The organism is Actinomadura sp. NPDC048021 (genome assembly GCF_040653135.1).
Taxonomy (GTDB): Bacteria; Actinomycetota; Actinomycetes; order Streptosporangiales; family Streptosporangiaceae; genus Spirillospora; species Spirillospora verrucosospora.
Genome location: NZ_JBEZJQ010000031.1, coordinates 55,806 through 69,417, shown reverse-complemented (window position 1 = coordinate 69,417; position 13,612 = coordinate 55,806). Strand labels below are relative to the sequence as shown.

Below are 13,612 nucleotides of genomic sequence, written 5' to 3'. Positions count from 1 at the left end.
CCCACGCCCCCTGCTTCGCTGCGCTCATGCGTTCTTCGGGTGGGGGGGCGGCCCCCCACACCCCCCGGTTCGCTGCGCTCATGCGCTGTTCGGGTGGGGGGGCGACCCCCCACACCCCCCGGTTCGCTGCGCTCATGCGTTTTCCGGGGTGAGACGTGGGTCGAGGGCGACGCACAGGACGTCCACGAGGAGGTTCAGCGCGATGTAGGAGACGGTGATCGTGACGATCGCGGCCTCGACGACGGCGTAGTCGCGGTTGGTGATCGCGTCCACCATCAGCGAACCGATGCCCGGCCAGGAGAACACGACCTCGATGATCACCGCGTTGGCGATGAAGTTGCCCATCAGCAGCCCGAGGACGGTGACGACGGGCAGCGCGATGTTGCGCGCCACGTGCACGTACATCACGGCGCCCTCGCCGGTCCCCTTCGCGCGGGCGGTGCGGACGTAGTCCTTGCCGCTCTCCTCCAGCGCGCCGTTGCGGACGAGCCGGGCCAGCCAGCCCACGAACGGCAGCGCCAGCGTCACCGAGGGCAGGATGACCGCCTCCGGGCCGCCGCCCGCCGTGCTCGGCAGCCAGTTCAGCTGCCGCGCGAACAGCAGGATCAGCACGATGCCGAGCCAGAACGACGGCACCGCCTGCCCGACCAGCGACCCCGTGGAGACCAGCAGGTCGAGGATCCTGCCGGGCCGCCGCGCGCACATCATGCCGAGCGGGTAGCCGGCGGCGAGGGTGATGACCAGGGCGAGCGAGGCCAGCGTCAGGGTGGCGGGGAACCGGTCCAGGACGGCGTCCATCGCGCCGCCGCCGAGCCGCCACGAGTCGCCGAAGTCGCCGCGCAGGATCTCGCCCATGTGCGCGAGGTACTGCCGCCACAGCGGCTCGTCCAGCCCGAAGTCGGCCCGGACGGAGGCGAGCTGCGCGGGACTGGCGTCCGGTCCGAGGATCAGCGTCGCGGGGTCGCCGGGGACGACGCGCACGACGAGGAACACGACCGTGACGGCGCCCCAGGCCACGATGAGGGCCTGACCGGCGCGCCTCAGCAGGAACCGTCCCATCAGCCGCCTCCGTTCGCGGTCCGCGACGAGGCGCGGACGACCAGTTCCGCCGGCAGCAGGGTCTGCCGCGGGGAGCCCGCGCCGGACTCGCCCGACATCCGTTCGAGGAGCCGGTCCACCGCGGCGGCGCCGACCTCGGCGGCCGGCAGCCGGACCGTGGTGAGCGGCGGCGCGAGATAGGCGGCGAACGGGTGGTCGCCGTGCCCGGCGACGCGGACGTCGCCGGGGATGCTCAGCCCGTGCTCGGTGAGCGCCCGGTACACGCCGAGCGCGAAGTAGTCGTTGCCGGCCAGGACGGCGGCGCCCGGCCCGACGCGGGCGGCGAGCCCGCGCCCGATCTCGTAGGAGTCCACCGGGTCCCACGGCTGCGAGCTGGCCTCGCGGCGCCGGGTCGGCACCTTCACCATGTGGTCGTCGCGGACCGCGATGCCGTGCTCGTCGAGCACGGACCGGAACCCTCGGACGCGTTCCGCGACGGGCGAGATGTCCAGGTCCTCCTCGACCAGGTACAGGTCGCGGGCGCCCTCGGCGACGAGGTGCTCGGTGGCGCGCCGCGCGCTGTCGTAGTAGTCGACGCCGACGAGGTCGGTGTCGAGCCCCGGCAGGTCGCGGTTGACCAGGACGACCGGCGTCCCGGACTTGCGGAGCCGGTCCCAGTGGTCGATCCCGTGCTGGACGGGCACCGCCAGGACGCCGTCCACGCCCCAGCGCATCAGCTCGTCCACGACGCGCCGCTCGTTGTCGACGCTGTCCTCGGTGACCATCAGCATCAGCGAGTAGCCGTGGACCCGGCCGCGCTCCTCGATGGCGCTGATCAGACGGGTGTAGAAGGGGTTGGACGGGTTGGTGATGACCAGCCCGAGGGTCATCGCGTTGCCCTGCACGAGGGACCGCGCCATGGTGTTCGGCACGTACCCGAGGCGTTCGGCCTCGGCCCGCACCCGCTCGCGGGTCTCGGGGCTGACCGCGTCCTTGCCGGCCAGGGCGCGGGACACCGTGTTGACCGACAGGTCGAGGGCGGCGGCGATGTCCCGCAGGGTGGCCCTGCGGCGGGGTGTCATGGGTTCCTCCTGACCGTGGACAGGTCCGGCTGGTTGTTCGCCGCCGGGGTGAAGCCGGAGAGCCCGGTCCGCAGCCCGTAGGCGGTGGTGAGCGCGGCGGGGAAGATCCCGACCGCGTCGTCCCAGATCGTCTTGCAGGCCCGCGCGTACAGCTCCTCGCGCCGGCCGGGGTCGGCGGCCTGCCCGGCCTCGGCGAGCACCGCGTCCAGCCCGGCGTTGCGGTAGCCCATCCGGTCGGCCTTGGACGTGTAGAGCCGGCCGAGGGTGAACGCGGCGTCGCCGGTCGTCACGGTGTTGGTCTGCAGCTCCATGTCCCAGTCGAGGGAGTTGAGGCGCTGCAGCCACTGGGCCTTCTCGATGCTCTGCGGCCTGACCTCGACCCCGATCCGCGCCCACCCCGAGATCATCGACTGGGCCAGCTCCCGGGCGAGGGGGCCGGTGGCGTCGAACCACATCATCGTGGTCTCGAAGCCGTCCCCGAGACCGGCGGCGCGCAGCGCCGCGCGGGCCGCGGCCGGGTCGTACCGGTACGGCGCCTGCTCGGCGTAGCCGAAGACGGTCGAGGGGATCGGCGCGCGCATGCGCTCGGCGCCCGCGCCGAACAGCTTCCCGACGATCTCCTCCATGTCGAGCGCCTGCCACATCGCCCGCCGGACCCTCGGGTCGGTGAACGGCTTGCGGCCGCAGTTGAACCACGTGAGGTAGTAGGTCCAGCTCGGCACCGTCCGGACCCTGACGCCGCGCCGCCCCCGCACCTCGCCGAGCTGGTCGGACGGGACGGGCCACAGCAGGTCCACGTCCCCGTTGCGCAGCGCCGTGATCGCGCTGGAGGTCTCGGCGATGAACGGCATCGAGATGCCGGGCAGCCCGGCGCGGCCTCCCCAGTACCCGTCGAACCGGGCCAGCTCCACGTTGGTCGACGGGGTGAACCCCGTCACGCGGAACGGGCCCGAGCCCACCGGGCGGCGCTTCTGCGCCGGGTCGGCCACACGCCGGGCCGGCACGATGAACAGCAGGGTCAGGTTCACCGGCAGGGTGCCCATCGGGCCGTCCGTCACGAACGTGACGCGGTGGTCGCCGTCGGCCCGCGCGGACTTCACCGTGGCCCACAGCGCGGACTGCGCCGACTTCACGGCCTTGGTGCGCTCCACGCAGGCGACGACGTCCCGCGCGGTCAGCGGGCTCCCGTCGTGGAAGCGGACGCCGGGGCGCAGGTCGAACACCCACGTCGTGTCGTCCGTCCGCCGCCACGACGTCGCCAGGCCGGGCGCGAGCCGCCCGCCCTCGTAGCGGACGAGCGTGTCGAACACCAGCCGCTTGACGATCAGCGACGCCTCGTCGACCGCCGTCCCCGCGTTGTAGGGGTCGAGGTCGGTGACCGGCTGCCCGAACGCGGCGCGCAGCGATCCGTCCGGCGCGGCCGCCGCCCCGGGCACCGCGCAGCCGCCGAGCGCCACGGCGGAGGCGGCCAGGCCGGTCAGGGCGAGGAACTCGCGCCTGCGCACGTCCATGACGGCTCCTCTCAGCTCTTCAGCGCGAGGTAGATCATGACCTTCGCCGACGCCTCGCCGCCGCCGGCCTCGCCCTCGACGGCGCCCTTCAGCCGCAGCCAGCCGCCGAAGCCGGACGACTCCCAGGTGACGAGGTCGCCGGTCACCTCCCGCTCGGGGTCCAGGTCGCACCAGTGCAGGCCGTCGGGGGAGACCTGCGTGGTGACCCGCATCAGGGTGCCGGTCCCGGTCCGCTCCAGCGTCCGGACGAACCAGCGGGCCTCCGCGGCCCACGCCACCTCGTACGGCTCCGTCGCGAAACCGCCCGCGAGGGTGCGGTTGCGTTCCAGTACCGCCGTGAACGACTCGCGCATGCTCTGGGGGCTCCTCACCAGTCGACCGAGATCAGGACAGAGTCCAGGAACAGGAAGTTGCGCACGTCGGTGTGCGTCCTGACCGAGACGTAGAAGTTCAGCAGGTTGCCCAGGGAGCCGTACTCCTCCTCGTACGGCGGCACCGGCACGTCGCGCATGTCGTAGACGGTGTCGTTCACCTGCAGTTCGATGTTCGAGCGGGTGCTGGTGTCTATCACCCAGCGCACGTAGTGCCAGTTCACCTTGGTGGGCACTTCGTTGTAGCAGAGTTCCTGCGGCCCGCCGAACGGCTTCCAGTCGTCCGGCTCCGGGGCGGTGAAGTCCGCGGTCGGCGGCAGCTTGATCTTGCCTTCGAAGTGCTCGCGCGGGGTCGGCTCGGGCACCGTCGGGTACACCCACTCGCGCCGCAGCCGGTTCTCCAGGTCGGTGTTCAGGTAGCGGGCGACGCAGTGGTAGCGGACGCCGTCGCAGATGTCGGTCGCGATGGTGAACGCGCCGAACTGCTGCTCGGACGGGTGCAGGTTCGCGTCCCACTCGCCGGCGCCCGCCTTCGACGCCGCCTGGTTCTCCTCCGAGGCCGCCTCGGTCTTGAACGTCAGGTACGCCTCGAACTGCACGCGCCCCCGGCCGGCCATCGTGAGCCGCCGGATCGCGACGCCGGTGTGCCCGGCCACCGGGCGCGTCGCGACCTTCAGCGCGTACGTCCCGGACATCGCGCCGTGCGTGCCGACGTCGAAGAAGTTGCAGGAGCTGAGCTGCGGCGGCCGGAAGTCGCGCATGTGGTCGTCGACGGTGTCGAGGTTCCCGTGCCCGTCGTAGTTGCCGAGCAGCTCGATCCACCCGTGCGTGCCGGTGTTGAACTCGTCGTGGACGAGGATCCGGTCGAGCGGGTTGAAGCGGGACAGGGCGGGGTCGGCCCGGCGCAGTTCGGCGGCCAGCGACCGCTCGCTCGCGGGGGAGGTCATCGGGTGGGCTCCTGAATCCTCACGGTGGCGTGCACCATGTTGTGGTCGGACCGCAGCAGGTCGCGGGGCTCGCCGGCCTGGGCGGTGGTCTGCGGGACGAGCGTCCACTGCAGGACGCGCGTGCCGTTGCGGACGAAGATGTGGTCGATCTTGTCCTCGGACCTCGGCAGCGGGATCTTGCCGCCGTTGAACGAGGCGTACTCGGCGCCGGTGCGGCGGCTCGCGGGCGCGGCCTCGAACGAGTCGGCGTAGCCCACGTCGGAGAAGGCGTCGTAGGCGCTGTGGCCGTCCTCCTTCGACGCCGAGTTCATGTCCCCGGCGAACACGATCGGCAGCCGCCGGGTGTCGGCGTTGTCCCGGGTGAGGTACTCGGCCGTCCGGCGCGCGTCGAGGTAGCGGACCTCGTCCCAGTTCTTGGTCCAGCCGTTGGGGTCGGTCGCGCCGTTCTTGCGGTACTCCAGGTGCATGTCGACGACCACGAACCGCAGCCCGGTGCGCAGGTCGCGCAGGGTGTTCCAGGTCATCGTCTTGCCGTAGATCTCGGTGGAGTCCGGCAGCCAGAGCAGGTCGTGGGGGAGCGCGCGGCCGCGCTCGTCCAGGTGCGAGAACCTGCGGGCGTCGTAGTAGGTGAAGCGCCCCGCGCCGGACTGCAGCCGGTAGCCCTCCTGGGGGTGCCTGGTCCCGGCGTAGTCGGCGGGCGCCTCGGCGTAGCCGCGGGCGGCCATCGCCTTGGTCAGCGGGGCGCGGAACGACTCCACGTCCACGCCGGGCTGCGTCGGGGTGGCGTTGTTGCCGATCTCCTGGGTGACGACGACCCCGGCGCGCGCGCGGACGATGTCGTCGGCGACCCGGGCGGCGCGCCCGTCGGCCCACGGTTCGAGCTTGGTGGCGCAGTCGCGCCCGATGGTGTCCACGCAGGCCTGCGTGGTCGGCAGGCATCCGTGCCCGCAGGTGTTGTAGGTCGCGATCCGCAGGTCGATCTTGCGGTGCGGGCCCTGCGCGGCCTGAGCGCCCGCGGCGGGGGCGAGCAGTGCCGCGGCGGCGAGGGCGGCCGTCAGGGCCGCGAGGGGGCGGGCGGGGGGACGCGGTGTCCTCATGCGAGGAGGCCTTCCGTTGTCGGCGGCGTCACATTAACGTTAACGTGATCGTTCACACACCTTCGATGTTCACCTATCCGCCTGTCAAGAGCCGAAAAGAAAACGACCCGGCCGTCCGCGTGAGCGGACGACCGGGCCGTCGCCGTGCCGGTCGGGAGGCGCCCGGCTACTGGAGGAGCGCCCAGTGGCCGGGGTCGCGCCCGGGTTCCCCGCCGGAGCCGTCGCGGGTCGCCCGGAAGAGTTCGCCCTGGTGGCTCACCAGCGCCCCCGCCTTGTAGGCCGTGCTGTTCCGCCAGGCCGGGACGCCGGCCGGGGAGATGCGGCTGCTGCGGCCGTCCGCGCTCCGGGTCCGGGCGAGCGCGTACGCGCCGACCCGCACGGGCCCCGCGTACGGCCGCCAGTTCGCGCCGTCGGTGGAGTACTCGACCGCCAGGCCCGGGTCACGGACGTTCGCCGCCAGCGTCCCGCCGGAGACCTTCGCGCCGGGCGGCGGGACGCGGTAGTTCACCCCGGCGCCGCTCAGGCCCACCGGCTTGTAGAACGACAGGAGCGGGAACGTCTTCTGGCCGAGCGTGTTGCTGAAGACGCTCCAGGCCGCGTCCATCTCGTCCGGTGCGGGGGTGTCGCGGTTCCAGGCCCGCTCGGCGGCGCCGAGCAGCTTCGGGAACGCCTGGTACTCACGGATCCCTGGAGCCTTGCCGTTCTCGGCCCACAGCTGCGCCTCCAGACCGAGGATGTTCCTGCGGCCCTCGGCGGTCAGCTTCGTCCAGGACGGGTTCGGCGTGACCGGGTTGCCCCAGCGGTCCTCGGTGGCGTTGGCGTACACGTCGAACGGCTGGTAGGTGAAGGTGCTCTTCTCGTCCACGTAGGCGGCCCAGTAGTAGCCGGGCTCGTCCGGGTCCTTGTTGTAGGCGAGGTCCATGTAGAGGTTCGTGGCGTGCGCGAGGATCACCGGGGTGCCCTCGTTGGCGAACCGGTAGGCCCAGTCCTCGCGTCCCCAGCCCCAGACGTTCTGCCAGGGCAGCGGCGTGAACCCCTTGAGGCGGAACGAGCGCGTCGGGTCGGTGATGTCCTCCCAGCCGGCGGTCGCGGGGGCGTACTTATGCGCGATGGCGTTCCAGCGGGTGAAGAACAGCTCCTTCAGCTCCTCACCGGACCTGCCGGCCGTCTCGGGCGCCTTCTGGCACGCCGGGGACCCCGACCACCACCCCTCGGGCGGGCCCGGCGGCTCGTCGCCGCCGAGGTTGAGCCGGTTGAGCGGGGCGCCCGCGCGCTCGTACATCTTCGCCACCTCGGAGGCGACCTTGTCCAGGAAGGCGTACGTGCTGGGCAGGCACGGATTCGCGAGATTGTCGGTGTAGTACTGGACGCTGGTGTGCCGGCTCGTGTCGGCCGGGTCCAGCAGCCGGTACGCGGAGTCGTGCGTCCGCTGGTACCGGCGTTCCATCGACTGGACCGCGGCGCGCGCGTGCGCCGGGAAGTTCAGCTCGGGGACGACCTCGACGTGCCGCTCGGTCGCGTACCTGAGGATCTCCTCGAAGTCCTGTACGGAGTAGAAGCCGCTCCCCTTGCCGACGAAGTTGAGCGTGCCCTGCTCGAAGCCCTGGTAGGCGGGCTCCCGGCCGAGGTTGGCCTCGGCCGGCCCGGCCGCCTTGCCGGAGATGCCGTCGCCGGGGCCGAGGTCGTTCGCCGACCCCATGCCCTGGTGCAGAGCCTCCGTCTCCTTGAGGTCGAAGGCGCGGCCGGAGCCGAACCCGGTCAGCTCGGGCAGCCCCGGGATCTGCAGCCGCCAGCCCTCGTCGTTGGTCAGGCCGAGGTGCAGCCGGTTGAGCTTGGTGAAGCTCATCAGGTCGAGGAACTTCTCGATGGTCCGCTTGGTCTCGAAGTGGCGGCCCACGTCGATCTGCAGGCCCCGGTAGCCGAACAGCGGCGCGTCGGAGATCCTCGCGCGCGGCACCTCGACCGTGGACGCGGGCCGTCCCCTCGCCGCCGCCGCGTAGGCGCCCGCGGGGACGAGCTGCCGCAGCGTCTGGACGCCGTAGAGGACCCCGGCGCGGTCGGCGCCGACGATTCTTACTCCGCCGCCGTCGGCGGTCAGCGTGTAGCCCTCGGGGTCGGGCTCGCCGTCGCGGTCGGCGTCGAGCCTCGGGTCGACGCTCAGCGCGACGGGCGCGCCGCGCCCGCCGGCCACGTCGGTCAGCGCGGAGCGCAGGTAGCCCGCCTCCCGGCGCAGCGAGCGCGGCGCCGAGACGGGCGACCCGCCGCCGATCGCGACCGTGCCGCCGGAGGCCGCGGCCGACAGCGGCTGCGGGACGATGCTCTGCCGCAGCGTGAGGTCGAGCCTGCGCGCCGTGTTCTCGGCATAGCGCGACGCGGCGGTCTGCACGGGCCGGTGGTCGCCCGAGAACGCGGTGGTCTGCTTCGGATCCGCCGGGTCCAGCAGCGCCTTGGCCGGGAGCCACGACGGCCGCCCGCCGGCGAAGGCGATCGTCCACCCGGCGGGCGCGTCGGACTTGTGGACCGCCCACAGCTCGAAGTCGACGTCGATCGCGCGCCGTTCGCCGGGCCCGACGGGCGCGAAGCCGTCCCCCGGCCTGAGCGTGTAGAAGTCGCCGCTCCGCGCGGCGTCCGCCCGGGTGATCGCGAGGCCCTGGCCCGCGAGCCGCGCGCGGGCGGAGTCGCCCGCCGACCCGTCCAGGACGGCGGCGGGCCGGCGGACGGCGTTGAAGTACATCGCCCATCCGCCGGCGCCCAGCGCGCAGCGGTCGTCGTGGTTGTCGATGGTCAGCCGCGCGCGGTGGTACTGCGCGTCGGCGACGGTATGGTCCACCGGCTGGTAGGTGACCATGAGATCGCGCGCGTCCGGGCGGCAGGCCGCGGCGGCGGCTCCCGGCGTGACGATCGCCGCGAGGCTCGCGGCGAGCGCGGCGGCCGACAGCACGGCCGCGGGTCGGTTCGGCATGAATAGGAAAGTAACCTAATAGTTTGCCGCGGGGCCGCGCCTGATCCGGCCACCGCGGAAGGCGCAGGCGGCGCCGCCCGTCCGCTCCCGGTCAGTCCGGGGATCTTGACGGGTCGGCGCCGCCGGTGGCCGGCCGGGCCGGATCAGGTGCTGGCCTCCAGCTCCAGATCCTTGACCCGCGGGTCGCCCTCGTCGGCGAGGTAGTCGGCCGCGCGCGTCGCGTCCTCGCCGTCCGCGAGCTTGGCGGCCCTGCAGACCAGGGTGCCGGCGACCGCGACGACCACGTTGACGGCGAGCGCCAGCATGCCGACGTACACCGTCGTCTTGGTGTCCAGGCCGAGGTCGCTCAGCGGGTAGGCCGAGCCGCCGAAGTGCTCCTTGCCCTTCGCCGGGTTCGGGATCCGGTACAGCATCCACAGGCCGGCCGCCATGCCGGCGGCCCAGCCGGCGATGAGGGCGCCGCGGTGGAACCAGCGGGTGAGGAGGCCGAGACCCACCGCCGGCAGCGTCTGCAGGATGATGACGCCGCCGATGAGCTGCAGGTCGATGGAGAACTCGGGGTCGAGCGCGAGGATGCACACGACCGCGCCGGCCTTGACGATCAGCGAGACCAGCTTGCTGACGGTCGCCTCCTCCCTGGCGTCGGCGTCGCGGCGGATGTACTCCTTGTAGATGTTGCGGGTGAACAGGTTGGCCGCCGCGATCGACATGATCGCCGCCGGGACCAGCGCGCCGATGCCGACGGCGGCGAACGCCACGCCGGCGAACCAGTCGGGGAACATGTGGTCGAACAGCTGCGGGACCACGGTGTTGGTGTCGGGCTTGCCGTCCGTGGTGACCGGCTTCACGCCCGCCGCGACGGCCATGTAGCCGAGCAGCGCGATCAGGCCGAGCACGAAGCTGTAGGCGGGCAGCGCCGCCATGTTCCGCTTGATCACGTTGCGGTTCCTGCTGGCCAGCACGCCGGTGATGCTGTGCGGGTACAGGAACAGCGCCATCGCGGAGCCGAGCGCCAGCATCGCGTAGTTCAGCTGGCCGCTGCCGGCGATCGTGATGCCGTCTCCTGGCGCGGGGGTCTTGTCGAACTTGGCCTTGGCCGCGTCGAAGATGTCGCCCCAGCCGCCGAGCTTCGCCGGGATGTACAGCACCGCGACGATGATGACCAGGTAGATCAGCACGTCCTTGACGAAGGCGATCAGCGCGGGGGCGCGCAGCCCGGACTGGTAGGTGTAGGCCGCGAGGATCACGAACGCGATGATGATCGGCCAGTGCCCGTTCACGCCCATCGTCTTCAGCACCGCCTCGATGCCGACCAGTTGCAGCGCGATGTAGGGCATCGTGGCGACGATGCCGGTGATCGCGATGACGAGCGCCAGCGTCGGGGAGCCGAAGCGGGCCCGGACGAAGTCGGCCGGCGTCACGAAGCCGTGCACGTGCGAGACCGACCAGAGCTTGATCAGAACCAGGAACACCAGCGGGTACACGACGATCGTGTACGGGACGGCGAAGAATCCGGCCGCGCCCGCGCCGAACACCAGGGCGGGGACGGCCACGAACGTGTAGGCGGTGTAGAGGTCGCCGCCGATCAGGAACCAGGTGACCCAGCTGCCGAAGCTGCGGCCGCCGAGGCCCCACTCGTCCAGGCTGTGCATGGAGTCGGGCCGCCGCCACCGGGCGGCGACGAAGCCCATCCCGCTGACCAGCAGGAACAGGACGGCGAAGATGATGATCTCGGTGAGGTGGTCGCGTGCCATCGGCTCAGCCCCGCTTCTTCGTCATGTGGTACACGAGGACGGTGCAGGCGACGCCCAGCGGGATGAAGGCCAGCTGGATCCAGTAGAAGGCGGGGAAGCCCGCGAGGCGGGGCTCATCGCTGTTGTAGAGCAGCGTGAGCAGCGGGAGCACGACGGGAACGACCAGGAGCCAGTTCCAGGGGCTCCGGTCGGTGCGGTCGGCGTCCGGCGGCGGGGGCTGGGTCGGAGTCGGTTCCCGGGAGTCGTCGGGAGTCATGGGGTCCTCCTCGTCTGGCCCGCGCACGGTCCGCCCGGGTCGCGCGACGGGACCGTGCCGGGGGTGCGGCCGGGCGAGCCTACACACGCCCTGGTCACAGCCCGATATCGGCCGCGGCACGACTTCGGTGGATCGCTCCACGCCGGGAAGCGCCAGGTGGGGAACCGTGCGCCCGTGGTAGCCTCGCCGCATGCGAACCGCAGCCTCCCGGTGGTGGTGGCGCCGCTGAGGCGGTGCCGGTTCGCGCGTGTTCACGACCAGGCGACCGCCCTCACCGGCGGTCGTTTCCTGTTCGCGACGCCCGGTGGGGGCCCGACATGAGGGGCCACCGCGGTGGAGACCGTCTCACGACAGCCGCTGACCAGCGAGTTCGTCACGGCCGGGGGCGTACGGGTGACCCGTACCGCCGTCCCGGTCGACTCCGAGCGCAAGTCCGACGCGCTGAACGTCCTCGTCGCCGCCGTGGGGGAGCGGCGCGGCGGCGTGCTCAGCTCCGGCATGGAGTACCCGGGCCGCTACAGCCGCTGGCACATGGCCTACGTCGATCCCTGCCTGGAGATCGTCGCGCGCGGCCGGACGGTCGCCGTCCGCTCCCTGAACGGGCGCGGCCGGGTCGTCCTGCCCGCGCTGGCGGGCGCGCTGCGCGAGGTCGGCGAGGTGCGGACCGACGAGCCCGGCCTGTTCGAGGTCTTCGTCCCGCCGGCCGAGGGCTTCTTCGCCGAAGAGGAGCGCAGCCGCCAGCCGACCGTCTTCACCGCGCTGCGCGCGGTCGTCGACCTGTTCCGCTGCGACGACCCGCACCTCGGTCTGTACGGGGCGTTCGGGTACGACCTGTCGCTGCAGTTCGAGCCGCTGCGGACGCGGCTGGAGCGCCCCGACGACCAGCGCGACCTCGTCCTGCACCTGGCCGACGAGATGGTCGTCGTCGACCGCAAGCGCGAGACCTCGCACCGGATCTCCTACGAGTTCGAGGTCGACGGGTCGGGCACCGCGGGGCTGCCGCGCGGCACCGGGGCGACGCCGGTCCGGCGGCGGGCCGCCGTCCCGGCGCAGCCCGTCCCCGGCGTGTACGCGCAGATGGTGCGGGACGCCAAGGACAAGTTCGTCAGGGGCGACCTTTTCGAGGTGACGCCGGGGCACGCGATGTACGGGCGCTGCGACGCGCCCGCGGCGTTCTTCGAGCGGCTGCGGGAGTCCAATCCGGCGCCGTACGAGTTCCTTTTCAACCTCGGCGAGGGCGAGTTCCTGGTCGGCGCGTCGCCCGAGATGTTCGTCCGGGTCAGCGGCGACCGCGTCGAGACCTGCCCGATCGCCGGGACGATCAGGCGCGGCGCCGACCCGCTGGAGGACGCCGAGCAGATCCGCACGATCCTGTCCTCGGCGAAGGACGAGTCCGAGCTGACCATGTGCACCGACGTGGACCGCAACGACAAGTCCCGGATCTGCGTGCCGGGCAGCGTGCGCGTCCTCGGCCGCCGGCAGATCGAGATCTACTCCCGGCTCATCCACACCGTCGACCACATCGAGGGGCGGCTGCGCCCGGGCTTCGACGCGCTCGACGCGTTCCTCACCCACATGTGGGCGGTGACGGTCACGGGCGCGCCGAAGGCGTGGGCGATGCAGTTCATCGAGGACCACGAGGACTCGCCCCGCCGCTGGTACGGCGGCGCGGTCGGCTGCGTCGGCTTCGACGGCTCGATGAACACCGGGCTGACGCTGCGGACCGCGCAGATCCGCGACGGGGTGGCGACCGTGCGGGCCGGGGCGACGCTGCTCTACGACTCCGACCCCGACGAGGAGGAGCGCGAGACGCACCTGAAGGCCAGCGCCCTGCTGGGCGCGCTCGCCGCCGCGCGGAAGGGCGCCGGGGTCGTGCCGCAGGAGGCGCCGCTCCCCGCGCAGCCGGGCGAGGGCGTCAGGGTGCTGCTCGTCGACCATGAGGACTCGTTCGTCAACACCCTCGCCGACTACTTCCGGCAGCACGGCGCCTCCGTGGTGACCCTGCGGCACGGGTTCCCGCTGCGGCTGCTGGACGAGCACGCGCCCGACCTGGTCGTGCTGTCGCCGGGCCCCGGACGCCCGGAGGACTTCGGCACCCGCGCGCTCCTGGACGAGCTGGACGCCCGGAGGCTGCCGGTCTTCGGCGTGTGCCTCGGGCTGCAGGCGATGGTGGAGCACGCCGGCGGCGAGCTGTCGCTGCTGCCCGAGCCGTCCCACGGCAAGCCCGGCCGGGTGGAGGTGAAGGGGGGCGACCTGTTCGAGGGCCTGCCCGGGGAGTTCACCGCCGCCCGCTACCACTCGCTGCACGCCACGCCCGACCGGGTGAAGGGGTTCCAGGTCACGGCGCTGACCGGGGACGTCGTCATGGCGATCGAGGACCCGGCGCGGCGGCGCTGGGCCGTGCAGTTCCACCCGGAGTCGATCCTCACCGCGGCCGGGGGCGCCGGGCACCGCATCGTCGCCAACGTCCTCCGCCTGTGCCGCGCCGCGGGCTGACGCCCCGGTCGGGGCGCGGATGATCGCCGTCGTCGCGCGGAGGGGGAGGGGGCGGCTCGACCTTCCCCCTCTGTAACAAAACGGGTAATTCGGTCATC

Annotated in this window: 10 protein-coding genes; 1 reads left to right on the top strand and 9 read right to left on the bottom strand. The window is 72.4% G+C overall.

Annotated features, from left to right (window positions below; all coding sequences use genetic code 11):
* Nucleotides 1-132: 132 nt before the first annotated feature.
* The 9 genes from AB0C87_RS36535 to AB0C87_RS36495 form a co-directional block, all read right to left on the bottom strand.
* A complete protein-coding gene (locus AB0C87_RS36535; protein WP_360581501.1) occupies nt 133-1,059 on the bottom strand; it encodes an ABC transporter permease in 927 nt (308 codons plus the stop codon).
* Nucleotides 1,059-2,120, bottom strand: a complete 1,062-nt coding sequence (locus tag AB0C87_RS36530; protein ID WP_345182143.1) for a LacI family DNA-binding transcriptional regulator — start codon at nt 2,118-2,120, stop codon at nt 1,059-1,061. The genes AB0C87_RS36535 and AB0C87_RS36530 overlap by 1 nt, the downstream gene beginning before the upstream one ends.
* The gene (locus AB0C87_RS36525) at nt 2,117-3,631 is read right to left on the bottom strand and encodes an ABC transporter substrate-binding protein (RefSeq protein WP_360581500.1); all 1,515 of its coding nucleotides are present in this window, start codon (nt 3,629-3,631) and stop codon (nt 2,117-2,119) included. The genes AB0C87_RS36530 and AB0C87_RS36525 overlap by 4 nt, the downstream gene beginning before the upstream one ends.
* Nucleotides 3,632-3,642: 11 nt before the next feature.
* Nucleotides 3,643-3,984: a hypothetical protein gene (locus AB0C87_RS36520; protein WP_345182147.1), complete on the bottom strand. Its 342-nt coding sequence runs from the start codon at nt 3,982-3,984 to the stop codon at nt 3,643-3,645.
* A gap of 14 nt (nt 3,985-3,998) precedes the next feature.
* The gene (locus AB0C87_RS36515; RefSeq protein WP_345182149.1) at nt 3,999-4,949 is read right to left on the bottom strand and encodes a DUF6772 family protein; all 951 of its coding nucleotides are present in this window, start codon (nt 4,947-4,949) and stop codon (nt 3,999-4,001) included.
* The gene (locus tag AB0C87_RS36510) at nt 4,946-6,046 is read right to left on the bottom strand and encodes a hypothetical protein (protein ID WP_345182151.1); all 1,101 of its coding nucleotides are present in this window, start codon (nt 6,044-6,046) and stop codon (nt 4,946-4,948) included. The genes AB0C87_RS36515 and AB0C87_RS36510 overlap by 4 nt, the downstream gene beginning before the upstream one ends.
* A gap of 166 nt (nt 6,047-6,212) precedes the next feature.
* Entirely contained in the window at nt 6,213-9,008 is a 2,796-nt protein-coding gene (locus AB0C87_RS36505) for a family 20 glycosylhydrolase (protein ID WP_360581499.1), read from the bottom strand.
* A gap of 143 nt (nt 9,009-9,151) precedes the next feature.
* Nucleotides 9,152-10,762 (bottom strand): monocarboxylate uptake permease MctP, encoded by a 1,611-nt coding sequence (mctP, locus tag AB0C87_RS36500; protein ID WP_345182155.1) that lies wholly within the window; start codon nt 10,760-10,762, stop codon nt 9,152-9,154.
* 4 nt (nt 10,763-10,766) lie between these two features.
* Complete coding sequence (locus AB0C87_RS36495; RefSeq protein ID WP_360581498.1) at nt 10,767-11,018, bottom strand: DUF3311 domain-containing protein; 252 nt, start codon at nt 11,016-11,018, stop codon at nt 10,767-10,769.
* Nucleotides 11,019-11,351: 333 nt separating this feature from the next.
* Here AB0C87_RS36495 and AB0C87_RS36490 point away from each other — a divergent pair, with 333 nt between their 5' ends.
* On the top strand, nt 11,352-13,514 hold the full coding sequence (locus AB0C87_RS36490; protein ID WP_353832316.1) for an anthranilate synthase component I: 2,163 nt from the start codon (nt 11,352-11,354) through the stop codon (nt 13,512-13,514).
* Nucleotides 13,515-13,612 lie beyond the last annotated feature (98 nt).